This window comes from Acidovorax sp. Root402 (assembly GCF_001425125.1).
Classification (GTDB): Bacteria; Pseudomonadota; Gammaproteobacteria; order Burkholderiales; family Burkholderiaceae_C; genus Acidovorax; species Acidovorax delafieldii.
The window spans coordinates 240,750-265,666 of the sequence record NZ_LMDQ01000001.1 but is presented as its reverse complement, the minus strand read 5'-3'; the positions used below and the strand labels follow the sequence as shown (position 1 = coordinate 265,666).

The window sequence follows — 24,917 nt, the reverse complement described above, 5'->3', positions numbered from 1 at the left end:
CTTGGAGCAGTTTTTGCTTGAAACCTGCGCTGCCAAGCCCTTCAGGCGCCCGCCGACCGCGCAGGGGGTTTGGCTTTGCCAACGGCGGCCTTTCGGCGTGCTGGCAGCGCCGGTGCAGTCCCCGCCTCGGCGGTTGACACCGGAGTCTGCCCAGGCCGCCGCAGCACCCCATCACACAGCGTCGCAATGCACTGCTGCGCCACCTGCTCGGGCGTGTATTCGCCATCTGGCTGGTACCAGCGGCCGATCCAGCTGAGCGCTCCGGCAATCACAAAGGCCGTCATCTTCGGATCGCAGGGCTGCAGCGATCCTTCGGCCACGCCCTCGGCCACGAGGCGGCGGAACTCCTGGTCGATGGCGGACTTGAGGCGGCGCAGCTCCTTGCGGCTTTCGGGGGGCAGCTGCTCGTCGCCCACGCGGATCAGGCACATGCCGAAGTCCATGGTGACGATGCGCGCGTACACCTGCATGCAGGTCATGAGCTGGTCAATGGCCTTGCCGCCCGCAGCGCGCGAGGCGTCAATCCCCTCCAGCATCATCGTGAGCCCCTTGCTCACGCACTGCAGCAGGATCTCGTCCTTGTTCTTCACGTAGTAGTACAGCGTGGGCTTGGTCACGTTCAGGCGCGCGGCGATGTCGTCGAGCGAGGTGGCGTGAAAGCCGCGTTCGTTGAACAGCTGGGCCGCTGCCTGCAGCACGGCATTGCGTTTGGCCTCGCGCTGGCGCTCGCGGTGCGACACCGGGGGCCAGGGAGAAGCGGCTGCGGTCTGGGCGGCCGTGGCCTTGGCCTGCTTGGCCGCTTTGACCGGCGTGGCTCGCTTGGCTGTGGGTGGCGAAGACGGGGCTGCGGCGGTGGCGGTGGCGCTGCGGCGGCGGGGTGCCACTTTGGCGTGGGGCATGGATGGCAGTTCCTCGGGAAAGTACGGATGCTGATGAGGGTCGCGGCTTCCAGAATCTACTTGCGAGTAAACAGTTTACGCACAAGTAGGAAATTTGCGCTGGGTTCCATCGAAATTTCTGTCAAAAGCTGCAGTCAACCCGTATTAGAAAGCCAATGGAGACAACCCCTTCCGGCCCCGCTGCTGCCACGCCCCTGCTGCAGGTGCAGGGCGTGACCCTGGCGTTCGGTGGCGTGAAGGCGCTGACCGGCGTAGGCTTTGACGTGCAGCCCGGCTCCATCACCGCCGTCATCGGCCCCAACGGTGCGGGCAAGACCTCGCTGTTCAACACCATTTCGGGCTTTTACCGGCCCAGCCAGGGCTCGATCCGCTTTCAGGGGCAGGACATCACCCGCGTGCCCGCGCCGCAGCGCGCCAAGCTGGGCCTGGGCCGCAGCTTTCAGAACATCGCGCTGTTTCGCGGCATGACGGTGCTCGACAACATCAAGCTGGGCCGCCACGCGCACCTCAAAACCAACGTGCTCGACGCGCTGCTGTACTTCGGCCGCGCCCGACGCGAAGAGGCCGAACTGCGCCGCGAAGTCGAGGAGCGCATCATCGACTTCCTCGAAATCGACCACATCCGCCACGCCCCCGTCTCGGCCCTGCCCTACGGCCTGCAAAAGCGCGTGGAGATGGCCCGGGCCCTCGCCATGCAGCCGCAGATCCTGATGCTGGACGAGCCCGTGGCCGGCATGAACCGTGAAGAGACCGAAGACATGGCGCGCTTCATCCTCGACGTGCGCGAGGAGTGGGGCGTGACGGTGCTGATGGTGGAGCACGACATGGGCATGGTGATGGACCTGTCGGACCACGTGGTGGTGCTCAACTTCGGCCAGGTCATCGCGCAGGGCACGCCCGCGCAGGTGCAGGCGGACCCCGAGGTCATCCGCGCCTACCTGGGCGCGGGCGACGTGGGCGACCTGCGTGCCAAGCTGCAGGGAGTGACCACCGCATGACCGGCAACTTCGACTGGGCCTACCTGTTTGAGATCAGCCTCACCGGCATCGCCGGTGGCGGTCTCTACGCACTGGCCGCACTGGCTTTCGTCATGGTCTACAAGGCCACCCGCGTGGTCAACATTGCCATTGGCGAGCTGCTGATGGTGGGTGCGTACCTGTTCTTCACCTTTGCATCGATGTTTGCGCTGCCGCTGTGGCTGGCCATCCCCGCCGCCGTGCTGGGCACGGGCCTGCTGGGCGCGGTGATCGAGCGCACCATGATCCGCCCGCTGCTGGGCGAGCCGCCGATCTCCGTCTTCATGGTCACCGTGGGCCTGGCCTCGGTGCTGGTGGGCCTGGTCGAGATGATCTGGACGGCAGACCAGCGCCGCCTGCCCGACTTCATGCCCACGCAGCCCATCATGGTGGGGGACGCATTCCTGGCACCCAAGGTGTTCTGGGGCGCCGTGATCGCCATCGTGTTCATCGCGGCAGTGCTGGTGGTGTTCCGCTTCTGGCGCGGCGGGGTGGCCCTGCGTGCCACGGCCAGCGACCAGGCGGCTGCGTATTCGGTGGGCATCAACGTGCCGCGCGTGTTTTCGCTGGCCTGGGTGGCCTCGGCCATGCTGGCTGCCATCTCCGGGATCATCGTTGGCTCGATTGGCGGCATCTCGTCCAGCATGGGCGTGTTCGGGCTGTCGGTGCTGGTGGTCGTCATCGTGGGCGGGCTCGACAGCGTGCTGGGCGCGCTCGTCGGCGGCATCCTCATCGGCCTGATCGAGGCGCTGGCCGGGGCCTACCTGGGCGGCGAATACAAGCTGCTGGCCACGTTCATCGTGCTGGTGGCCGTGCTGCTGGTGCGGCCTTACGGCCTGTTCGGCACCCACGAAATCGAGAGACTGTAAAAACATGAACCCCCACGTTCATCACCTCGTGTATTCACTGCCCCCCAAGGGGGCGCAGGCCTCCCTTGGGGCGGCCCGGCGGCAGGCCTGACCCATGCGCATCGGAACCCTCAAGGAAACCTACATCGCCGACGCGGCGCTGTTCGACTCGCGCACGCAAAAAGTGTGGCTGGCCGTGGGCGCTGCGCTGCTGGTGTTGTTCCCCTTCATGGCCAGCGACTACTGGCTCTACCTGGCCTGCCTGGTCAGCATCAATGTGGCCAGTGCCACGGGGCTCAACATCCTCACAGGCTACACGGGGCTGGTCAGCCTGGGGCAGGCGGCCTTCATGGGCCTGGGGGCTTACACGGTGGCCGTGCTGGAAACCAAGGTGGGCACGCCCTTTGTGCTCAACCTGCTGGCAGGTGGCTTTGTCGCCATGCTGGGCGGCATCGTGGTGGGCATTCCTTCGCTGCGCGTGAAAGGGCTGTACCTGGCCATTGCCACCATTGCCGCATCGTTCATCGCGCACTTCATCTTTGCCAACTGGAAGTTCACCGGCGGCACCGGTGGCCTGAGCGTGCCGCCCGCCAAGCTGTTCGGCATGGCGCTCGACACCTCGTTCAGGCTGTACTGGCTCATCGTGCCGGTCACCATCCTCATGCTCCTGGGCGCGGCCAACCTGTTTCGCACGCGCGTGGGCCGTGCCTTCATCGCGATTCGCGACCGCGACATCTCGGCCGAGGTGCTGGGCATACCGCTGCTGCGCTACAAGCTGCTGTCGTTTGGCCTGTCATCGTTCTATGCGGGTGTGGCAGGCGGGCTGTGGGCGTACTTCTTTCGCGTGGTCACGCCCGAGAGCTTTCCGCTGCTGATGTCCATCTTTTTCCTCGCGGCCATCATCGTCGGCGGCATGGGCTCCATCCTGGGCGGCATCCTGGGCGCGGTGTTCATGACCATGGTGCCCGAGCTGCTCAAGCTCGTGGTGGACCTGATGCCCGGCGGCAGCGAACTCACCGTGTTCCTCTCGCCCGTGCGCACGGTCATCTTTGGCCTGCTCATCATCGGTTTTCTCGTCTTCGAGCCCCATGGCCTGGCCGAAGTGTGGCGGCGCGTCCGTCGTTTCTTCCATCTCTGGCCTTTCCGCAACTAAATCCACAGGAGACAACCATGGACACACAACGCACTTACTTCCAGCGCCGCCAACTCTTGCTCGGAGCCGCTGGTGCCGCCGCCCTCACCAGCCCGCTGTCGGTGCTGGCCCAAGGCGCCGAAGAGATCGTGATCGGCGGCTCCATCCCGCTCACCGGCGTGTTCGCGTTTGCGGGCGTGGGCATCAACGCGGGCATGGGCGACTACGTGAAGATGCTCAACGACGCGGGTGGCATCAAGGGCCGCAAGGTCAAGTACGTGCCTGAAGACACGGGCTACAAGGTCGATGTGTCGGTGGCTGCGTTCAAGAAGATCACCAGCCAGAACAAGGTCAACCTGTACTACGGCGACTCCACGGGCTTCTCCAAAACCATCAACCCCGAGCTGGACCGCAACGGCAACATCCTGATGGCCGGCGCGTCGTTTGCCACCGAACTCAACGACCCCAAGAAGTACCCCAACCAGTTCCTTGTGGGCCCCGACTACACCGAGATGTTCGGCATCCTGCTCAAGCACATCGCCAAGGAAAAGCCTGGTGCCAAGGTGGCCTTCGTGTACTCCGATTCGGAATTCGGTCGCGACCCCATCGAGTCCAGCGAAGCCATGGCCAAGCAGCTGGGCCTGTCGGTGCCCATCAAGATCATGACGCCCGCCGGCAGCGTGGACGTGTCCACCGAGGTCATCAAGCTGCGCCGCGCGGCGCCCGACTACACCATCTTTCACGGCTACATCCTCGCGCCCATCCCTGAGTTCATCACCCAGGGCAAGCAGCAGGGCATGACCAGCAAGTGGATGGGCACCTTCTGGACCATGGACAGCTCCACCGTGATGAAGATGGGCGAAGCCGCCGACGGCTTCATGGGTGTGATGCCGTATCGCTACTACTACGACACTGAAAAGGCGCCGATGCTGGAGAAGATCCGCGCCCTGCGGCCCGAGTACCAGAGCACGGCCTACATCCAGGGCTTCCTGGCCGCGATGCTGTTCACCGAGGCAGCCAAGCGCACGCTGGACGCTGGCAAGCCCCTCACCGGCCCCAACCTGAAGGCCGCACTCAATTCCATCAAGGACTTCGACACGGGCGGGCTGATCGGCGTGCCGATCACCATCAGCGGGAATTCGATCCCCGTGGGCCGCGTGTACCGCGCCGACATGAAGGCGCAAAAAATGGTCGCGGCATCGGACTGGATCAAACTCTGACACTGCCTGCGCCATGACCCAGCCAACCCCGGCCCACGTCCTCGAAGTCAATAACATAGAGGTCATCTACAACAAGGTGGTGCAGGCCCTGCGTGGCCTGTCGCTGGCTGTGCCGCGCGGGCAGATCGTGGCGCTGCTGGGCAGCAATGGGGCGGGCAAAAGCACCACCCTCAAAGCGGTGTCGGGCCTGCTGGCGCTGGAGGATGGTGTGGTCGAAAGCGGCAGCATCCACTTCAATGGCCAGCCCACGGCCGCCGCGGCCCCGCAGCAGCTGGTGCGCAACGGTCTGAGCCATGTGATGGAAGGCCGCCGCGTGTTTGAAGACCTCACGGTCGAAGAGAACCTGGTGGCGGCCACCTATGCGCTCACGGGGCGCAGGGATGCGACGCCGGATTTCGACCTGGTCTACAGCTACTTTCCGCGCCTGCATGAGCGGCGCAAGGGCCTGGCCGGGTACCTGTCGGGCGGCGAGCAGCAGATGCTGGCGATTGGCCGCGCGCTGATTGCGCAGCCCCAGCTCATCCTGCTCGACGAGCCCTCACTGGGCCTCAGCCCCAAGCTCGTCGAAGACATCTTCACCATCATTGCGCGCATCAACGCCGAGCGGGGCACCAGCATGCTGCTGGTGGAGCAGAACGCCACCGTGGCCCTGGCCGTGGCGCACCGGGGCTACATCATGGAGAACGGCAGAATCGTGATCGACGGCACGGCAGAACGCCTGGCCAACGACCCCGATGTGCGCGAGTTCTACCTCGGCATGGGCGGTGGTGGCGAGGCCAAGAGCTTCAAAGAGATCAAGCACTACAAGCGCCGCAAAAGATGGCTGTCATGACGCTCCCCGACCTCACCCTGCCCCAGATGCTGCGCGAGCGCGCGCGCACCGACGCGCAGCGCATCGCCATCCGGCAAAAGGACTTCGGCATCTGGAAGCCCTTCACCTGGGCGCAGTACCACCAGCGCGCCAGCCACTTCGGCCTGGGCCTCAAGGCACTGGGCCTGCCTCCGGGCGGGCATGTGGGCGTGATCTCCGAGAACCGCATCGAATGGGTGCTGGCCCAGATGGGCGCGGGCCTGGTGGGCGCCGTGACCGTGGGTGTGTACCCCACCAGCCCCACCAACGAAGTGGCCTATGTGGTCGGCCATGCCGACATCGAGATCATGGTCTGCGAAGACCAGGAGCAGACCGACAAGCTGCTGGCCGCACTGCCCGAGCTGCCGCGCCTGAAAAAAATCGTGGTCATGGAGACCAAGGGCCTGCGCAGCTTTGCGCCCGAGGTGCGCCAGTTCATCACCACGTTTGACGAGGTCGAGCAGCTGGGCGCGGCATCGGGCCAACAAGCCATCATCGACGACGCACTCGCACGCCAGCGGCTGGATGACGTGGGTCTGATGATCTACACCTCAGGCTCCACCGGCAAGCCCAAGGGCGCGATGATTTCGTACCGCAACATCCGGGGCGTGGTGCCGGGCATCGTGGACCGGCTGGAGCTGTCGCGCGAGACCACCCACCTGTCGTACCTGCCGCTGTGCCATGTGGCCGAACAGATGCTCACCAGCTTTGTGCCGGTGTACATCGGCTCGCAGGTGAACTTTGGCGAATCCATCCGCACCGTGCAGGAGGACCTGCGCGAGGTCGCACCCACCATGTTCCTGGGCGTGCCGCGCATCTGGGAAAAGCTGCACGCGGCCATCCACATCAAGCTGCAGGAAACGGGCGGCCTGCGCCGTGCGCTGTTCCACAAAGCCTACAACGCCTGCAAGCCGTTGGCCGAAAAGCCACGCAGTGCCTGGAGCGCTGCCGACAAGCTGACCTTTGCCACGAGCTACTGGCTCGTCTTCCGCGCGCTGCAAAACTTCATCGGCCTGCGCAACGCCCATGTGGCGCTCACCGGCGCCGCGCCCATTCCGCCCGACGTGGTGCGCTTCTTCCGCGTGCTGGGCGTGCCGCTCATCGAGGTGTATGGCCTGACCGAATCCACCGGCATGGTCACAGGCCACCGGCTCGGTCATGTGGTGGTGGGGACCGTCGGCGTGCCCACGCTGGGTGTGGAGCACCGCATTGCCGACAACGGTGAACTGCAACTCAAAGGCGACATGGTGTTTGCGGGCTACTACAAGAACCCCGAAGCAACGGCCAGCAGCATCCAGGGCGGCTGGCTGCACACGGGCGACGTGGTGCGCGAAGAGCAGGGCGAGATCAAGATCGTGGACCGCCTGAAAGACATCATGATCACCGCGGGCGGCAAGAACCTCACGCCGTCCGAGATCGAGAACACGATGAAGGGCAGCCCCTTCATCAAGGAATGCATCATCGTGGCCGAGGCGCGCAAGTTCGTCGGCGCGCTGGTGATGATCGACTACGAGACCGTGGGCAAATGGGCCGAGGCGCGGCGCATTCCGTTCACGCACTTTCGCTCGCTGGTGGAGCACCCCGAGGTGCGTGGCCTCATCGATGCCGAAATCAACCAGGGCAACCAGCGGCTGGCGCAGGTCTCGCAGATCCGCAAGTTCCACCTGCTGACCAAGGAGCTGGACCACGACGACGGCGAGGTGACCGCGACGATGAAGGTGCGCCGCGCAAGCATCTACAAAACCTATGCGGCCGAGATCGAGGCGCTGTACCAATAGCCCAGGGCTCGGCGCATTGGAATCCACTTACTATCAAAACAGGAGCTGATAGCGCAATATCCACTAGCGCTTGAAGCGGATTTGACATGAAAAATACCGCCACAGACCCTGCAGCAGCCGCTACCGCACCGTCCGCGCCCGTCCCACAGCCGCCCCTGCTGCTGGAGCGCCACGGCGCCGTCGCCACGCTGCGCTTCAACCGGCCCGAGGCACTCAACGCCATCGACGTGCCCATGGCCAATGCCTTCCTCGCCGCCGTGCAGTCCATCGCTGCCGACCCCGGTGTGCGGGCCGTGGTGCTGCGTGGCAACGGCCGGGGCTTCATGGCCGGGGGCGACCTGGCCACGCTGCGCGCGGACCCGGTGCAGGGCGCCATCGACATCCTCACGCCGCTCAATGCCGCCCTTCAGTTGCTGGCGCAGATGAACGCGCCGGTCATCGCGCAGGTGCACGGCGCGGCCGCCGGTGCGGGCTTGAGCCTGGTGCTGATGGCCGACTACGTGATCGCCGCAGAAGGCACACGTTTCAACCTGGCCTACATCAACCTCGGCACCAGCTGCGACGTGGGTGCATCGTGGGCGCTGCCGCGCATCGTGGGCGTGCGCCAAGCGCTGGAGATTGCGTTACTGGGCGAGGCCTTCACAGCCGACGATGCGCTGCGCCTGGGCCTCGTCAACCGCGTGGTGCGCGGCGCCGAGCTGGACAGTGCCACCACCGCCCTCGCCCAGCGCCTAGCCAGCGGCCCCACGCTGGCCTACGGCGCCATGAAGCGCCTGATGCGCGCGTCGATGGACCACACGCTGCCCGAGCAACTGGCCGCTGAAAAGGACGCCTTTGTGCACTGCGCGGGCACCGAGGACTTCCGCGCGGGGGTGGAGGCGTTTCACCAGCGCCAGAGCCCGCAGTTTGTGGGGCGGTAACGCAAGCGCAACTGCATCGCCGGCAGCCTCTTCCTTGTCTTCAAGCAGAGCCCTTACACTCCCGCCAAAACGGAGGGAGAGAGGGTATGAAGCCATCACGCCAACAAGGCAAGCTGCTGTTCAAAATCGCGGGCGTTCTCGCCGGGGTCGTGTTCGTTGCTTTTGGAATGCAGGAGCGGTCCGAGCTTTCCAGAACGCTCAAGCTCGGCAAACACGCCGTGGTCGAGCCCATCACGCAGTACACGGAGTTCAAGAAAAGCGGTTCTTCCACCTACACCGCCGAGTTCCACTACAAGACCGACAGCGGCCAGCAGATGGTGGTGAAGCACAGTTTCCCGGAAGAGATCCTGGCCGAATTCAAGGCCCATCGCCCGGTCGAAATCGCCTACATGCCCAACGACCCCAGCAGCTTTGTGTTTGTGAAGCAGCAATCCTCATGGACGCTGGTGGCGGTCGGCACCGCTTTGATGCTGGCAGCCCTGCTGCTGGCCTGATCGACGGTTCGACCTTCCGCACCGTGCGCCCTTGTGCCAGGCGCGGGGCTGGGTGAACGCCTGAACCCACAGCATTGGACTGAATCGCGGAACAGTGAGTTGAGCCGCCAGCCATTGATGGCGAACCCATCGGCCCTTAGAGTGAGGCCATGGCGACGACAACCTACGCGGCTCCACGCACTCTCTTGCCCCTGTGGTGCAACATCGGGCCGGATACCCCCGCAACAAAGCCATGATCACCGTCCGCCCCTCCTCCGAACGGGGCCGGTCCTCCACCGGCTGGCTACACAGCGCCCACAGCTTTTCGTTTGGCGACTACTTCGACCTGCGCCACCAGGGCCATGGCAATCTGCTGGTGCTCAACGACGACACTGTGGCGCCCGGCAAAGGCTTTGGCACGCATGGGCACCGCGACATGGAGATCGTGAGCTATGTCCTCGACGGCGCCCTGGCCCACCAGGACAACCTGCACGAACGCACCGGCCAACAACCTGGGGCCCCAGCGGCCTCGGGGGCGCCAGGGGCTGATTCGGTGGCGGCTCCCACCGGCATCCTGCACCCGGGCGACGTGCAGCGCATCAGCGCAGGCTGGGGCGTGCGCCACAGCGAGTTCAATGCGCTGGCCGACCAACCCACCCATTTCCTGCAGATCTGGATCAAGCCCCTATTCACCGGCATCCGCCCCAGCTACGCACAAAAACACTTCCCGCCCGCAGACCGCCGGGGCCGCCTGGTGCGCATTGCCTCGCGCCGGGGAGAAGACGGCTCGGTGACCATGAACGCCGACGCCTCCATCTGGGCAGGCTTGCTGGATGGCAGCGAAACCGCCACCCAAGTGCTGAACCCCGAACGCCTGGCCTACGTGCACGTGGCGCGAGGGGCGGTGCAGGTCAACGGCATCGCGCTGTCTGGTGGCGATGGCGCCTTGCTGGACGGCGAAAACACACTGACCCTGCACGAGGGCCACCACGCCGAGGTGCTGGTGTTTGACCTGGCGCGGCGTTAAGACACCTGACGCCCAACACCAGCGCGCGGAACTGCCCCCATGACCCCCGACAACGCCTTCCTTCACCTGCCCGAGCTACAAGGCCGGCTGACCCCTGCCCATGCCTCGGGCCTGCGCCTCACCGATGAGGTGCTGGCCGAGTGGGACGCCCAGGCGCGCTGCCAGGGCCTGCCCGCCCACTGGCGCCTGCCAGATATCGAGGTTGAGCAATCCCGCCGCGAGGTGCTTTCCACGATCACCGCCGAGCAGCAGGATCTGTGGGTGTTTGCCTATGGCTCGCTGATGTGGAACCCAGGCTTTCACTTTGGCGAAGTGCGCCGCGCCTGCCTGCCCGGCTTTGCACGCCGCTTTGCCCTGAGCACCACCATCGGCCGGGGCACCCCCGATTGCCCGGGCCTGGTGCTGACCTTACAGCGCACGGGCGACGAAGACCCACAGGGCTGCGAAGGCCTGGCATTCCGCATCCCGGCGCCGCTGGTGGAGGACGAGTCCCGCCTGCTGTGGCGGCGCGAGATGATCACCGGCGCCTACTGCCCGCAACTGCTGCCCCTGCCAACGCCCCAGGGCGAGGTGCAGGCGCTGGTGCTGGTCGCCAACACGGCCCATACCCATTACCGGGCCAATCTGTCGCTGCAGGCCACGGCCGCGACCATTGCCACCGCCTGCGGACGCATCGGCAGCAACCGGGACTATCTGGAGCAGCTGGTGCGGCAGTGTGGGGTGCTGGGAATTGAAGACGCCTATGTGCGTGAGCTGGCGGCGTTGGTGAACGCCGCCGCCTATAGCAGCGACCGCTGAAGCCGCCATGGCCCCGCTCGGGCCACGATCTCAAAACGGGGCCGACTCCGGGTCGGTATCGACGGGCACTTCCCGAGGACCGGTCACCACCCCACCCCCAGCCACCTTGCGCGCCGGGGCAGAGGGTGCTGCTGCTGGCATGGGTGACCGTGATGCTGCCGGAGCAGTTTCAGCCCTGTCACTCGCCACTGCCTGCGCCGCACCTGCCACTCCACTCTCGGTCTCTCCCCCCAGCGCCTCGATCAGGTCCGGAATCAGCTTGACCAGCTCGCCCGTGGCAATCGCCACGTCAGTGTCAAAGCCGCCATCGTCTGCCTTGGTGCCTTCAAACACCGTGTCCAGAAACGACACTTTCTTGATCTGCAGGCCTTCGGTGAGCATGAAGCTCACGCGGTCGTCCCAGGTGAGGGCGAGCTTGGTCGGCAGCTTGCCGGCGTCGATGTGGGCCTGCACCTCCTCGATGTCCAGTGGGTGGCGGGCGTAGCGCACTACGGCTTTTTCCTCGTTGGCGCTTTTGAGTTCGCACTCGCGGTCCACCGTGAAGCCCACGGGTGGCTCCTGCTCCTTGAGCCAGTGGGCCATGGCGGCCTGGGGGCTGGTCTGGGTGTCGAGCAGCGACACCGACAGGCCCGGCAGCGATTCGACCAGCAAGGTCACCACTTCATCGGCACGGCCCTGGCTGGATGTGTCCAGCACCAGCAGGCGCGAGGCTGTATCGATCCAGATCCACATCGAGCCCTGCTTGGTGAAGGCCATGGGCAGCAGGTCCAGCTTGGCCTCGTCTTTCAGCTCCTTGCTTTCCTTCTTGCCGGGCTTGCGGCCGGTTTCCTTTTCGATGCGTTCGGCCTTTTCCTTGACCTTGCGCGCCAGCACGCTGCCGGGCAACACCTTGGTCTCGACCATGAAACGCAGGATCCACTGCCCGCCCACCGATTCGACCAGGGGGCCATGTAGTTCACCCCGGGGGGGCACCCAGCCCAGCGACTTCTCTTGCGTGGCACCACATTCCTGGAACGGGGCCTTGGCCAGGGCGTCTTCTACTTGCGTCAGCTCGACCTGCCATTGCGGAGCAATGCGGTACACGATCATGTTCTTGAACACGGAAAACCTTTGGTTGGGGTCGCTGCGGACAACGACACAGACACGGAACCCGCCATTGTCGGCGGTCGCCACCCAGGCGCCGGGCCGCTGGGGCACAGGCAGCCCTTGAGGGACTGAAAACGCTACACAATCAATAGCAAACAAGGCATATGCCACTAGCGCATCGCCGACTATTAGCCCAAAATTATCTCGGAGGCCACTCTGCAAGCGTTCGCTGCAACTTTACACAGCCTCACCCAACGCGCACGGTGGCGATACGTGGGCGGCAGACACTGGACTCCAATCGCTGAAACGGTCGTTGCAGCGAGCTCACCACCGCGAAAGGACTTCCACCATGGCATCCCGTTTCTCCCGCCCCATCTCTCACCGCATTGCTGCCACCGCCCTGCTCGCCGCCATGGCGTTGCCTGTGCTGGCCCAGCAGCCCCCAGCTGCGCATGCGGCATCCCCCACAGCCCCTGCCAAGGCCGCCGAGGGCCGCCATGAACGCCACCATGGCGACATGGCCCAGCGCCATGCCAAGCGGCTGGCAGACCTCAAGGCCCAGCTCAAGCTGACGCCTGCACAGGAATCCGCCTGGACCACCTTCACCACTGCCATGCAGCCCGGCGAACGCCCCGCCCGCCTGGACCGCCAGGACATGGACAAGCTGACCACGCCGGAACGCATCGACCGCATGCGGGCCCTGCGCGCTCAGCACGCTGCCGAAGCCGACCGCCGTGGCGAGGCCACCAAGGCCTTCTATGCCACGCTGACGCCCGAGCAGCAAAAGACCTTTGACGCCCAGGCCCACCGGGGCCACCCCATGGGTGGCATGCGGGGTGGCGAGGGCCGCCACGGGCACGGCGACCACCACGGCGGCATGCGCGGGGGCGAAGGCCATCCGGCCCCCGCTCCGGCCAAATAAGGCCCCCCGGCCAGGCTGACAGGCGCTAAGGCGCATACCCGCCAACCCGGCGTTCTTCACAGAACGCCGGGTTTTTTTGTTGTGGCGGCCAGCCCATGGGGAGCAGCGAACGGCAGCATGCGACGCAACTGTGGATAACTCTGGGCACAGTTCTGGCACAACCGGGGAGTTATCCACACAAAAATCCGCCACCCGAAAGTTGTTGTCGGTGAGCCCCGCACTTTGTGCGAGCCGCCCCACACACTTTGCAGCGACGCAAGTACGCGCCAGCATTGAAGAAAAGACGCTTGTCCACACAAACAGGCGTTCTCTACTACTACTGCTATTTATATATAAAGCTATTAAAGAATAACCAGAACCCCAACTCCGGGGTACCCATCACACGCCTGCGACGTGCGGTTCTGCTTGTGGGGGCCTGTCTGCACGGACATCACCACCAGGCCGTGGTGACGACAGCTCAGCCTGCCCTGCGGATCACTCAGGTTCTCTTGGGAACCCACAGGCGGTCGTTGACTGCACGAAACGGCTTTGCGGCCTGGTACGAGGGATGTGCTGTGCCAAGGCCCGGTGCGCTGCATCGACCATCGTCTGGGCAGGTTCTGACCGCCTCACTGGCGCCCCCCAAGCCCCTGCAGTACCGGAAGCGGAGCGTCACATCTGCCTCAATGCTATCAATTGAAGAGCAAAAAAGGCATACAGCCGTAGCGCTAGGGGTCGTTTTGATTGAAATTCTTGCTGCCCACGCGCTCGGTGCGTAAAACTGGGGATAGTTTTGGCACAACCGGGGGCTTATCCACAGAAAAGTGCGATGCGCCGCTTTTGTCCCCGCTCGGGCGACAACGGGAGCAGGGCTGGGTGCACAGGGTTGGCAGCGGGCTAAGTGCTTGCCAGCGCTGGCAAAAATGCAGTTGTCCACACGCCAGGCCGCCCTCTACTACTACGACTATGTATTTATAAAAGAAATAAGAAGAAGACGGAGAACAACTGGGGCCACGCGCACGGCGGGGGTGAATGGAGGGGCGCCCACATACCGTGGTGTACCCGCCCCAACCGGGATGAATGAGGGGATCTGGAGACGCCCAGAAGGCCGTGGAGGGCCTTGGGCGCAAAAGCAGGCCCAGGGGGCCGAAACGGACCCACAGGTTCCTCACGGAGCTTCTGGGGCCCTCAGGAGGGAGTTAGGGGTTAAGGGCGCCTTGGATGTGGACAAGAGCCAGGAACACCTGGCGGGCGCCGCTTATGCCTGCGAGGTGCGCAGGAAGCTGTCCAGAACGTCCACCGACAGCGCCTTGCTGAACAGGTAGCCCTGGTAGAGCTGGCAGCCCGCGCGGGCCAGCAGAGCGCATTGCTCGGGGGTCTCCACGCCTTCGGCGATCACTTCCAGCCCCAGGCTGCGCGACAGGCCGATGATGGTGTCCACGATCGCAGCGTCGTTGGGGTCGGTCAGCAGGTCGCGTACAAAGCTCTGGTCGATCTTGAGCTGATCGAGTGGCATGCGCTTCAGGTAGCTCAGGCTGGAATAGCCCGTGCCAAAGTCGTCCAGCGAGAAGCCCACCCCGTACGACCGCAGCGCGGTCATGGTGGCGATGGTGGTCTCCATGTCTTCCACCAGCAGGCTTTCGGTCAGCTCCAGCTTGAGCTGGGCCGAGGGCGCGCCGGTGATGGCGAGCACGCGGGCCACGTCGTCCACAAAACTGGCATGGCGGAACTGGCGCGAACTCACGTTGACGGCCATGGTCAGGTGCGACAGGGCCGGGTCGCTCTGCCAGCTGGCCAGCAGCTTGCACGCGGTGTGTAACACCCAGCGGCCCAGCGGCAGGATGAGGCCCGTCTCTTCAGCGAGCGGGATGAACTGCGCGGGCGACACCATGCCGCGCTGCGGGTGGGCCCAGCGCACCAGCGCCTCCACCCCCACACAGCGGCCCGACTGGTGGATTTGCGGCTGAAAGTGCAGCAGGAACTCTTCCTGCATCAGCGCCGAGCGCAGGTCGGTTTCCAGCCCCGCGCGCGCCGTGACCACGGCCTGCATGTCGGGGTCAAAAAAGCGCAGCGTGTTGCGGCCAGCCGTCTTGGCCTGGTACATGGCCAGGTCGGCCTGCTTGAGCAGCTCGCCCACCGTGGTGTGTTCGCCGGTGAAGGGCGCAATGCCGATGCTGGGGGTGCTGCGGTATTGGTAGCCCTGCAGCGCATAGGGCACGGCCAGCATGGCCAGGATCTTTTCACCCACGCCCCGGGCGTGCAGCGCGAGCTCGTGCGGCTTGGGGCTGAGTTCTTCCAGCATGACCACAAACTCGTCACCCCCCAGCCGGGCCACCGTGTCCACGCTGCGCACGCAGGTGTTCAGGCGCTGCGCCACCTGTTGCAGCAGCAGGTCGCCCTGGTCGTGGCCAAGGGTGTCGTTCAGGGTCTTGAAGTTGTCGAGGTCAATGAACAGCAACGCCCCGCCCTGCTGGCGCCGCTGCGCGGTGGCCAGGGCCTGGTGCATGCGGTCCATGAGCAGCATGCGGTTGGGCAGGCCGGTGAGCGCATCGTAGAACGCCAGGCGCTGGATCTCGCGCTCGCTGGCCTTGCGCTGGCGGATATCGGTGTTGATGGCCAGGATGGACTGTGGCTGGCCGTCGTCGCCACGCACCAGCGTCCAGCGGCCTTCCACCTCGATGGTGCTGCCATCGCGGTGGCGCTGCACGATCTCGCCGGTCCACTCCCCCTGCTCCAGCACCGTCTGCGTGGCGTGCCGGAAGTGCGTGGGGTCTTCGTAGAGCAGCGTCTCGATGGACTGCCCCAGCGCCTGCAGCTGCGACCAACCGTACAGGCGCTCCGCGCTCTTGTTCCAGAAGATGATGCGGTGGTCCAGGTCCCGCACCAGGATGGCGTCCTGGGCCTTGTCCAGCAGCGAGGCCTGGTGGCGGATGCGGATATCGGCCAGCTGCCGCTCGATCTCGGCCGACGCACGCGAGGCAAAGATCTGCAGCGTGGAGGTGATGAAGTCCGTGTCGGCAATCGCATGGCGGAACAGCACAAAGACGATGCCCACCACCTCGCCGTCGGCATTGCACAGCTGCTGGCCCACATAGGCCTGGGCACCCACCGCGCGCAGCACGGGGGCTTCGGGGTACAGCTGCTGCACCTTGTCGGTCACCACATGGGTACGCTGGGACATCAGCAACAGGCTGGGCGTGCCGGTCAGGCTGTATTCGTCGTTGGGCAGCATCTGGCCGTCGAGCACGGCGGCCAGCGTGACCACCCGGGGCGCCTGGTCTTGCGAATGCGGCAGCAACCGCACCACGCAGCCGCCCTGGGCATCCAGCGCATCGGCCATGTTGCGCACCAGCTGCACAAAAAATTCGGTGCCGGTGCTGGCCGACACGGCCGCCGCCACCTTGAGCACCGAAGCCTGCAGCCGCTGCTGCGCCTTGTGCGCGCGCAGGCTGGTGATGCCGATGGCCAGGTCGTTGGACAGCTCCTGCAGCAGTGCGGCTTCTTCGGGGCTGATCTGCAACACGTCGGGTGCATACAGATACAACAGGCCAAAACTGCGGTCCTGCGCGTGGTCGCGCGCATGCTCGCGCAACGGCAGGCAGATCACCCCGTGAAAGCCATGCTCCAGCATGCGCTCGGTCCAGTCGGCAAAGTCGCCTTCGGTGCGGATGTCCTGCACGATCACCGGCTGGCCGGTGCGCACCGCAATGCCCGCCGGGCCCCGGCCATAGGGGTCGTCGGCCGACCAGCTCAGTTGCAGGTTTTCCAGGTAGTTCTGGTTGTAGCCCGCATGGGCCACGGTGCGGATGGATTTGCGCTCGTCGTCCAGCGCAAACCCCACCCAGCCCATGCGGTAGCCACCGATGTCCACCGCAATCTGGCAGATGGCCTGCAGCAGTGCGGCCTCGGACGTGGCGCGCACCAGGGTTTCGTTGCACGCGCTCAGCAGGCGCTGGGCACGGCCCATGCGCGCCAGCTCGCGCTCGGTGCGCAGGCGTTCGGTCACGTCGGTGGCCAGCACCTGGCGGGCTGGGCGCCCGTTGAAGCTGATGCTGCCCGCCGTGATCTCCACATCCATGAAGCTGCCGTCTTTCTTGATGTGGCGGCTGATGACCGGCGCGTTGCGCTGTTCCATCGGAACGGCGCGGATGTTGGCCTCGACATTGGGGCGCCGGTCGGCGGGCCACAGGTCCAGCATCGACATGGACAGCAGCTCGGACTCGGTGTAGCCATAGTGGCGTTCCATCGACCGGTTCACGGCCTGCAGCTGCAGGGTTTCGCGGTCGTACACCCACATGGGGTGCGGGTGCTCGTCAAACAGCATGCGGTATTGCTGCTCGGACGCATGCAGCTGCCCCGCCACATGCCGCAACTGCACCATGGCACCCAGGGACTCGGTCAGTATCTCCAGGTGCGCCACATCGCGGCGCGAAAATGCATTGACCTTGTCCGACGTGACCTTGAGCGACCCGACGATGGCGTCGCCACTGCGCAGCGGAACCGCCATGACCGACCGTACGCCGTGGCGGTGGGGCATCGAAGCCATGTCCCAACCCTCTGCCTCGGTGTCGTTGCACACCACGGTCTGGCCCTTGCTGAGCGCAGGCCAGAGCAGGCTCTGGTCCACTGGCAGCAGGTTGCCCACCGGGCGCACGTGGTCACCGGCCGAGGCTTGCGCCACCAGCTGGCGGCCTTGCAGCAGCTCCACCATGGCGCCGCGCGCTTCGGTCTGGCGCAGCACAGTGCTGGCCACCAGCTGCAGCACCTCGGGTAGCGGCATGTCCAGCGACGAAATGCGCTGCTGCACCTGCAGCAGCTCGGCATGGTTCTGTGCGTCGCGCTGGGCGTCCAGGTCGGCCAGCTTTTGCGCGCTGATGTCCGTCATGCCGCCCACCATGCGCACGGCCTTGCCCTGCAGGTCGCGGATCAGGAAGCCCCGGTCCAGCACCCAGGCATAGCTGCCGTCCTGGCGGCGAAAGCGGTATTCGTCCGACCAGTGGTTGGCCGTGCCGTCGATGGCTGCATGGATGCCGTCCAGCACCGCCTGGCTGTCGTCCGGGTGCAGCCGCAAGGTCCACGAGGTGCTGTCGGGCGGCAACTGGTCGAGCGGCACGCCGAACAGGGTCTGCATGCCTTCGTTCCACCACATGGCATCGGTGTGCAGGTTCCAGTCCCACACCGCGTCGGCGGTGGCGCGAGAGACCAGGTGAAAGCGCTCCTCGCTTTCACGGCGGGCCTGCCGGGCCTGGTGCTGGGCAGAGATGTCCTGAAACGCCCCCTGTATCCGCACGATGCGGCCCTCGGCGTCGCGCACCGCCTGCCCGGTGGTGCGCACCCAGAAGTGCCGACCCGCCAGTGTGACAAGTTCGGCCTCCAGGTCAAACGGTGTGCCGTGGCGGATGCAACTCTCAAACGCTGCCAACATGGCCTGCCGGTGCGGGGGCAGGTACAGCTCCATGATCTGTTCCACCGAGCCCATGCGTCCCGCAATGCCGAAGGCGGCGGCGATCTCCTGCGACCAGTTCAGCTGCAGGCTGGGCAGCTCCACGATCCAGCCGCCAATGCGGGCCATCTGCCCGGCCACGCGCAGGGTCTCGCTCTGGGCCAGCAGTTCGGCATGCATCTTGTCGCGCTGCTGCACCAGGTCGGCCAGCACCTGCTTTTGGCGGCGCAGCTCCAGCTGCACCATGGCCTGCTCGGCCAGTATGCGCAGGCCCTCCAGCTGCTCGGCCTCGATGTGCCGGGGGATGGAGTCCAGCACCGCCAGCGTGCCCAGCGCCTGCCCCTCGGGGGTGACCAGCGGCACACAGGCGTAAAAGCGCACATGGGGGTCCTGCGTGACCAGCGGGTTGTGGGCAAAAACCGGGTGCTTGTGGGTGTCGTTGACCACCATGGGCTCGCGGCTGCCGCTCAGTGCATGCGCGCAGAACGCAATCGCGCGCTCGGTCTCCTTGAACGGTACACCCACTGCGGCCTTGAACCACTGCCGGTCGCTGTCCACGAAGTTGACCACCGCCATGGGGCACTGGCATACACGCGCAGCCAGCGTGGCCAGCTGGTCAAAGCTGTCTTCCGCCGGGGTGTCGAGGATCGCGTAAGACTGCAGTGCCTGGAGCCGGGCGGCCTCTGCGGTGGCTTGCGCTGGTGGCATGGTCAGTCCACCGTGGCGCCGCTGCGCACGCAGCTGCCCAGCCTGGTCGGTGCGACCAAGCCATGGGTGGCGGGGCGGAGTAGCGTCGGCAAGGCAATCGGGCAGTAGAGGGAGCGTGCAATGCGGCCGCACCGCGCGCTCAGGTTCACAGCGCCACAAGCACTGTGGCAAAGAGTGTGAATGCTACACCGCACAGTCCTCGCTGGCGACGTGCGCCCATGGGGGTTTGTCCCAAAAAACACAGTGTTTTGACCTCGGGCAGTCACCCAGGCAACCTTCGCGCAGCACGAGGCTTGCTAACGTGGCCCCATGCAGATTTCCGAACTCGCGCAACAGGCCTCGGTGTCCGTCCACGCGCTGCGCCACTACGAGCGGCTGGGGCTCATCCACCCCGACCGCCGGGCCAACGGCTACCGCGACTATCCGGCCCGCATGCGGCGCGAGGTGGTGTTTATCGCCATGTCCCGCCAGCTGGGCTTCAGCCTGCCGCAGATTGCCCTTCGCCTGGATGAATACCGCGCCGGCACCCTCGGCATTGACGACATGGTGCAGGCCTTGCAGGCGCGTGTGGACGCGATCGACCAGCAGATCGCTGCGCTGCAGTCCCAAAAATCCACCGTGCAGGCGCACCAGGCCTGGTTGCGTGGCCAGTTGCTCACAAAGCAGCGATCAAAAACCCAGGGTCGGCAAACACCCTCGGGCGCAGCCACTGCATCTACCAAGCCCTGGCCGCGTGTGCGTGCCCCGTCGGCCCGCAAGCCCTAGACCCCTCGCAGCACCCAAACACCCCCACCTCCTGGAGACCCCCACCATGACAGCCCCACTCACACCCGCGCCCTGCGATGCTTTGTCCAGCGGACCCCGTAGCACCATCGAAACTCTGCAGGCCGTGGTGCTGGCCATGCCGATGGCCCGCACGCTGGGGCTGCGCTTTGTCCATGCCGAGCCCGGCCGGGTGGAGGTGGAGATACCGGTGAGCGAGGCCTTCAGCTTTCGCCCCGGCCAGTTGCAGGCCACGGCCGTGTTTGCGGTGGCCGACTTTGCGGCGGTGGCGGCAGCAGGCAGCGTGTTACCACCTGGCTGGACCAATGCCACGGTGGACACCACCTTGAAAATTGTGGCCCCTGCCCAGGGCGAGTGCCTGCGGGCGCGTGGCCGCGTGGTGGATGCGGGGCGCCTGCTCACCGTCTGTGCCGCCGACGTGTGGGCAGTGGATGCCGCCGGCCAGCAGCGGCTGTGCGCTACGCTGCTGGCCACGGCGCGCAACATCGACATGGGGGCCGCGAGGCCGCCCCAGGGCTGATAGCGCAGCCTGACGCCAGGCGTGCCAGCCGAGCACAAGGTGCGTCGGATGCGTCAGGCCTTCTGGCGCCGCGCCCGCACTGCTGCTGCCAGTCCTTCAAGGACCGGCACGGTTTGCGCCATGCTGATGCAGGCATCCGTCACCGACACGCCATGCGCCAGCGGCTGGCCGGGAACGATGTCCTGACGGCCTTCCTGCAGGTGGCTCTCGATCATCAGGCCGGTGATGCGTGTGTCGCCAGCGGCAATCTGCTGCGCCACTTCTGCCGCCACCGTGATCTGGCGCTGGTGCTGCTTGCTGCTGTTGGCGTGGCTCACGTCAATCATCACCTGCTCGCGCAGGCCGGCGGCCTTGAGCACGGCGCAGGTCGCATCCACATCGGCGGCGCTGTAGTTGGGCTGCTTGCCACCGCGCAGGATCACGTGGCAGTCCTGGTTGCCGCGCGTTTCAAAGATCGCGGCCTGGCCCATCTTGGTCATGCCCATGAAGGCGTGCGCGGCACTGGCCGCCAGGATGGCGTCGCTCGCCACCTTCACGCCACCATCGGTGCCGTTCTTGAAACCCACGGGGCACGACAGGCCGCTGGCCAGCTGCCGGTGACTCTGGCTCTCGGTCGTGCGCGCGCCGATGGCGCCCCAGCTCACCAGGTCGCTGATGAACTGCGGCGAGAGCAGGTCCAGGAATTCGGTGCCCACGGGCAGGCCCAGTGCCAGCACGTCCAGCAGCAGCTGGCGGGCCAGCTCCAGCCCCTCGTTGATGGCAAAGCTGCCATCGAGATGCGGATCGTTGATGTAGCCCTTCCAGCCCACGGTGGTGCGCGGCTTTTCAAAGTACACCCGCATCACGATGAACAGGTCGTCCTGCAGCGCATCGGCCTGTGCTTTCAGCTGGTGCGCATAGTCCATGGCCTGGCCATGGTCGTGGATAGAGCAAGGCCCCACCACCACGATCAGCCGGTCGTCCTGCCCATGCAGGATGCGCGAAATGGCAGCGCGGCTGGATTCGACCAGGGTCAGCGCCGCATCGGGCGTGGGTAGCCATTCCTGCAGCAGCGCCGGTGTGATCAGTGGGCGCACGGCCTTGATGCGCGTGTCATCAATGCGGGTGGTGTCGTGGGTGGAGATGGGGGTGGCGGAGCGGTGTGCGTGGGTCATGGTGGCCCCGATTGTCGCGGAGCTGGATTCCAGCCCCTTTTGGCGACCGAACCAGTGCATGGCCGTCGGCACTGGCGCGGCCCAGCGCGAGAGACGCAGAGCAAGGGCCGCCCCTCAGCGAATGCGTCGTCCCCTTGGGGGAAGGCGCGCAGCGCCTCAGGGGGAGCCTCTACGGCCTGCGGAACGCCGCATTCTGCCGCGCCCAGTGGCGCGACTGCAGGTGGTCCAGCCGTACCGTGCCGCCGGTGGACGGCGCATGCACAAACCGCCCTTCGCCCACATAGATTCCCGCATGGTTGGGCTGGCGGCCGGTGCCGAACACCACCAGGTCGCCGGCGCGCAGCTCGCTGCCGTCGATGGGATAGCCCCAGGTGTTGAGCTGGGCCACCGTGCGCGGCGGTGGTGTACCCACCTGGTTGCGGTACACATAGCCGATCAGGCCGCTGCAATCAAAGCCCGAGTCCGGGGTGTTGCCGCCGTAGCGATACGGCGTGCCCACCAGGCCCAGCGCGTGGATGGCAATGTCGTGTGCCTGCTCCGGCGTGAGCGGCGGCGCCGTGCGTGTGGAAGCCTGCGGTGGCGACGAGGGGGACGGAGGCCGCGATGTACTGCAACCGGCCAGCACCAGCAGGGCGGCGGTGCAGGCGGCAAGGCTCAGGCTGTGAAAGGCGCGCATGGGCCCGAGGTTACTGGACTTACGCGGCTCCCTGCACTTTACCCAGGCTCCCCAAGGTCTTTGCGCGCCAAGCCTTGCGCAGGCCGTTGGCAGTGCCTGAGAAAACCCCCTGTCGATCCCCGTCAGAACGGGGTATTCCCTGCGGCCTGTTTGTACGCCATGCTGGATGCATCGCTGGCGCGCTGCATCGGAATGAATGCAACCCCGCGGGTCTCCACCCTGGGACCCGTTGCCAAAAACCCCATGCGCTCATAGAAGCCCCGGGCATGGGGTGTCGCGTTGACTGTGATTCCCGGTGCAGGGCCGGTAGCGATATGGGACAGGGCGTGTTGCCACAGTTGCTGCCCGTAGCCAAGTCCCTGGAAAGCCTCGGCCACAAACAGTTGGAACAGGTGGCTGTCCTCCCGCACCACCACGACGCCCGCCAAGGTGTTGTTGCGTGTCCACCCCACCCAGGTCTTGAACGATGGACTCTGCAGCCGTAGCGCCACCGCCTCCGGCTGCAGGGTCTGTAAAAACACCTCCGCACCTCGCCCGTCTTTGTCCAGCGTGAAGAAGTGCGCCACCGACAACGCAAGCGCGCTGATGGCGGGCGCATCCCGGGTCGATGCGGTAAGAATTTCCATGCGGGTTTCGGTCACACGGCCAGGGACGTTGCTTCCGGATGCAACGCAGGCCGCCGCGCCATCAACCGGTTGGCCACGCTCACAATCGCTTGCACCGAGGCAGTCACGATGTTGTGGCTGACGCCTGCCCCAAAGGTGGAACCTGCCACGCCGTCCATGGCTGCTTCCACAATCGCCATCGCCTGCGCGTTGGCGCCCGTGCCGGTGGCGCGTTCCTCGTAGTGGTCCACCCGCAGTGGCAGGCCGAGCGCGTCCACCGTAGCGGCAATCGGCCCGTTGCCCTGGCCGCGCAGGGTCTGGCGCGTGCCGTCGATGGTCACGTCCAGCTCGATGCCCTGGCCGTCTTCGTCAATGCGGTGGCTGTGGCAGGTGATGGCGGCCTGTACTGTGGCGTGTACGGGTGCCTGCAGGTAAGTGGTCTGGAACAGGCTCCACAACGCATCGCCCGTCATCTCGCTTTCGCTCGCGTCCGTCTGGCGCTGCACCACGGCGCTGAACTCCACCTGCATGCGGCGCGGCATCACCACGCCATGTTCACGTTCGAGCAAGAACGCGATGCCGCCCTTGCCCGACTGGCTGTTCACCCGGATCACGCTGTCATACGTGCGGCCGAGGTCGGCCGGGTCGATGGGCAGGTAGGGCACTTCCCACAAGGCGTTCGGGTCTTGCGCAGCAAAACCCTTCTTGATCGCGTCCTGGTGCGAGCCCGAGAACGCGGTGAACACCAAGTCGCCCGCATACGGGTGGCGTGGATGCACGGGCAGCGAGGTGCATTCTTCGGCAATGCGCGCGACCGAGGTGATGTCCGAGAAGTCAAGGTTCGGGTGCACGCCCTGCGTGTACATGTTGAGCGCCAAGGTCACGATGTCCACGTTGCCGCAGCGCTCACCGTTGCCAAAGAGGCAGCCTTCCACACGGTCGGCACCGGCCATCATTGCAAGTTCTGCTGCCGCCGCGCCCGTGCCCCGGTCGTTGTGCGGGTGCACCGACAGCACGATGTGCTCGCGCGGGCTGAGCTGGCGGTCCATCCACTCGATCTGGTCTGCAAATACGTTGGGGGTGGCGTTTTCCACCGTGGTGGGCAGGTTGATGATGATGGGGCGGCCGGGGCCTGCGCCCCAGGTGGCGATGGCGGTCTGACAAGCCTTGAGCGACACGCTGAGCTCGGTGGCGCTGAAGGTTTCGGGCGAGTACTGCAGGGTCCACTGCGTTTCGGGCTGTGCGTCGGTGAGCTGCTTGAGGTAGCCCACATGGTGCGCGATGAGCTGCATCACCTGCGTCACGTTCATGCCAAAAACGATGCGGCGCCACGCGGGTGCGGTGGCGTTGTACAAGTGGACGATGGCGCGGGGTGCGCCTTTCACGGCCTCCACGGTGCGTGCGATCAGGTCCTCGCGCGACTGGGTCATGACCATGATGGTCACGTCATCGGGGATGAGGTTTTCGTCGATGAGGCGGCGCACAAAGTCGAAATCGATTTGCGACGCGGCCGGAAAGCCGACTTCGATCTCCTTGAAGCCGATGCGCACCAGCTCGTGAAAGAGCTTCATCTTGCGCTCGCCGTTCATCGGCTCGAACAAGGCCTGGTTGCCATCGCGCAGGTCGGTGGAGAGCCACACGGGCGCCTGGGTGATGCTGCGGTTGGGCCATTGGCGGTCGGCGAGCGCAATGGGGGCGATGGGTTGGTATTTGGTGGCGGGCTTGGCAATCATGAGGGGCTCCACGAACGGTGTGTGCGGTGTGCCAATCAGGCACGGTGCACGGGTCAATCGGAATCGAAAGAAATCAAAATGAATGACATCCCCTGCAGCCCTTTGCGTGTGCAAAGGCTGGTTCGCGGGCCGGGGTCAGGGGGAGATCAGGTGTTGCGCAAAACGGCAACGGTGGCGAACGCAGGCAGACCCCGGCCAGGCACTAGGCCTAGCGATAGGGTGGATAGGAGCATGCTGCGTTGCATAGGGAACCAAAGATAGCACAGCGATGCTGCGGTGCGCAACCATTTGCATGAAATCTGCCTATGGCGCTGGTTGTATATGCCTAATTAGCTACCAAATATGTA

The 24,917-nt window shown here is 65.5% G+C and carries 20 protein-coding genes; 13 read left to right on the top strand and 7 right to left on the bottom strand.

The annotated features are described in order from the left end of the window. Positions 1-41: 41 nt before the first annotated feature. Positions 42-899: a TetR/AcrR family transcriptional regulator gene (locus ASC83_RS01215; protein WP_056056936.1), complete on the bottom strand. Its 858-nt coding sequence runs from the start codon at positions 897-899 to the stop codon at positions 42-44. Between the two features lie 155 nt (positions 900-1,054). Between ASC83_RS01215 and ASC83_RS01210 the strand changes: the two genes are divergently transcribed. From ASC83_RS01210 to ASC83_RS01165, 10 genes are all read left to right on the top strand, one after another. Then, positions 1,055-1,897, top strand: a complete 843-nt coding sequence (locus ASC83_RS01210) for an ABC transporter ATP-binding protein (RefSeq protein WP_056056934.1) — start codon at positions 1,055-1,057, stop codon at positions 1,895-1,897. Next, the gene (locus ASC83_RS01205) at positions 1,894-2,784 is read left to right on the top strand and encodes a branched-chain amino acid ABC transporter permease (RefSeq protein ID WP_056056932.1); all 891 of its coding nucleotides are present in this window, start codon (positions 1,894-1,896) and stop codon (positions 2,782-2,784) included. Before ASC83_RS01210 ends, ASC83_RS01205 begins: the two co-directional genes overlap by 4 nt. 94 nt (positions 2,785-2,878) lie before the next feature. Continuing rightward, complete coding sequence (locus tag ASC83_RS01200) at positions 2,879-3,916, top strand: branched-chain amino acid ABC transporter permease (protein WP_056056930.1); 1,038 nt, start codon at positions 2,879-2,881, stop codon at positions 3,914-3,916. A gap of 17 nt (positions 3,917-3,933) precedes the next feature. Beyond that, positions 3,934-5,115, top strand: coding sequence for an ABC transporter substrate-binding protein (locus tag ASC83_RS01195; protein ID WP_056056928.1), 1,182 nt, complete (start codon positions 3,934-3,936; stop codon positions 5,113-5,115). A 13-nt stretch (positions 5,116-5,128) separates the two neighbouring features. Continuing rightward, the gene (locus ASC83_RS01190; protein ID WP_056056926.1) at positions 5,129-5,947 is read left to right on the top strand and encodes an ABC transporter ATP-binding protein; all 819 of its coding nucleotides are present in this window, start codon (positions 5,129-5,131) and stop codon (positions 5,945-5,947) included. Continuing rightward, on the top strand, positions 5,944-7,743 hold the full coding sequence (locus ASC83_RS01185; RefSeq protein ID WP_200938869.1) for a long-chain fatty acid--CoA ligase: 1,800 nt from the start codon (positions 5,944-5,946) through the stop codon (positions 7,741-7,743). The genes ASC83_RS01190 and ASC83_RS01185 overlap by 4 nt, the downstream gene beginning before the upstream one ends. 86 nt (positions 7,744-7,829) lie before the next feature. Next, positions 7,830-8,663: an enoyl-CoA hydratase/isomerase family protein gene (locus tag ASC83_RS01180; protein ID WP_235509281.1), complete on the top strand. Its 834-nt coding sequence runs from the start codon at positions 7,830-7,832 to the stop codon at positions 8,661-8,663. An 86-nt stretch (positions 8,664-8,749) separates the two neighbouring features. Continuing rightward, positions 8,750-9,157, top strand: a complete 408-nt coding sequence (locus ASC83_RS01175) for a hypothetical protein (protein ID WP_056056921.1) — start codon at positions 8,750-8,752, stop codon at positions 9,155-9,157. A gap of 232 nt (positions 9,158-9,389) precedes the next feature. Further along, the gene (locus ASC83_RS01170; RefSeq protein ID WP_056056920.1) at positions 9,390-10,163 is read left to right on the top strand and encodes a pirin family protein; all 774 of its coding nucleotides are present in this window, start codon (positions 9,390-9,392) and stop codon (positions 10,161-10,163) included. Between the two features lie 39 nt (positions 10,164-10,202). Further along, positions 10,203-10,961 (top strand): gamma-glutamylcyclotransferase, encoded by a 759-nt coding sequence (locus ASC83_RS01165; protein WP_056056919.1) that lies wholly within the window; start codon positions 10,203-10,205, stop codon positions 10,959-10,961. A 30-nt stretch (positions 10,962-10,991) separates the two neighbouring features. Here ASC83_RS01165 and ASC83_RS01160 read toward each other — a convergent pair whose 3' ends face one another. Beyond that, on the bottom strand, positions 10,992-12,062 hold the full coding sequence (locus ASC83_RS01160; protein WP_056057663.1) for a recombination-associated protein RdgC: 1,071 nt from the start codon (positions 12,060-12,062) through the stop codon (positions 10,992-10,994). Positions 12,063-12,396: 334 nt separating this feature from the next. Here ASC83_RS01160 and ASC83_RS01155 point away from each other — a divergent pair, with 334 nt between their 5' ends. Next, a complete protein-coding gene (locus ASC83_RS01155; protein ID WP_056056917.1) occupies positions 12,397-12,969 on the top strand; it encodes a Spy/CpxP family protein refolding chaperone in 573 nt (190 codons plus the stop codon). Between the two features lie 1,237 nt (positions 12,970-14,206). Here ASC83_RS01155 and ASC83_RS01150 read toward each other — a convergent pair. After that, positions 14,207-19,099 (bottom strand): EAL domain-containing protein, encoded by a 4,893-nt coding sequence (locus tag ASC83_RS01150; RefSeq protein WP_056056915.1) that lies wholly within the window; start codon positions 19,097-19,099, stop codon positions 14,207-14,209. Positions 19,100-19,408: 309 nt separating this feature from the next. Between ASC83_RS01150 and ASC83_RS01145 the strand changes: the two genes are divergently transcribed. Both ASC83_RS01145 and ASC83_RS01140 read left to right on the top strand, forming a co-directional pair. Beyond that, entirely contained in the window at positions 19,409-19,864 is a 456-nt protein-coding gene (locus ASC83_RS01145) for a MerR family DNA-binding transcriptional regulator (protein ID WP_056056913.1), read from the top strand. A gap of 136 nt (positions 19,865-20,000) precedes the next feature. Continuing rightward, a complete protein-coding gene (locus ASC83_RS01140; protein WP_200938879.1) occupies positions 20,001-20,402 on the top strand; it encodes a PaaI family thioesterase in 402 nt (133 codons plus the stop codon). 53 nt (positions 20,403-20,455) lie between these two features. Here the strand turns inward: ASC83_RS01140 and ASC83_RS01135 are convergent, their stop codons facing one another. The 4 genes from ASC83_RS01135 to leuA all read right to left on the bottom strand — a co-directional run bounded on the left by ASC83_RS01135 (position 20,456) and on the right by leuA (position 24,570). Next, entirely contained in the window at positions 20,456-21,556 is a 1,101-nt protein-coding gene (locus ASC83_RS01135) for a 3-deoxy-7-phosphoheptulonate synthase (protein ID WP_156379388.1), read from the bottom strand. A gap of 169 nt (positions 21,557-21,725) precedes the next feature. Next, positions 21,726-22,232 carry a C40 family peptidase gene (locus tag ASC83_RS01130; RefSeq protein WP_056056907.1) on the bottom strand — a complete coding sequence of 169 codons (507 nt, stop codon included), beginning with the start codon at positions 22,230-22,232 and terminating at the stop codon, positions 21,726-21,728. A gap of 122 nt (positions 22,233-22,354) precedes the next feature. Further along, entirely contained in the window at positions 22,355-22,873 is a 519-nt protein-coding gene (locus ASC83_RS01125) for a GNAT family N-acetyltransferase (protein ID WP_156379387.1), read from the bottom strand. Then, positions 22,870-24,570: a 2-isopropylmalate synthase gene (leuA, locus tag ASC83_RS01120; RefSeq protein ID WP_056056903.1), complete on the bottom strand. Its 1,701-nt coding sequence runs from the start codon at positions 24,568-24,570 to the stop codon at positions 22,870-22,872. Before leuA ends, ASC83_RS01125 begins: the two co-directional genes overlap by 4 nt. Between the last annotated feature and the right edge of the window lie 347 nt (positions 24,571-24,917).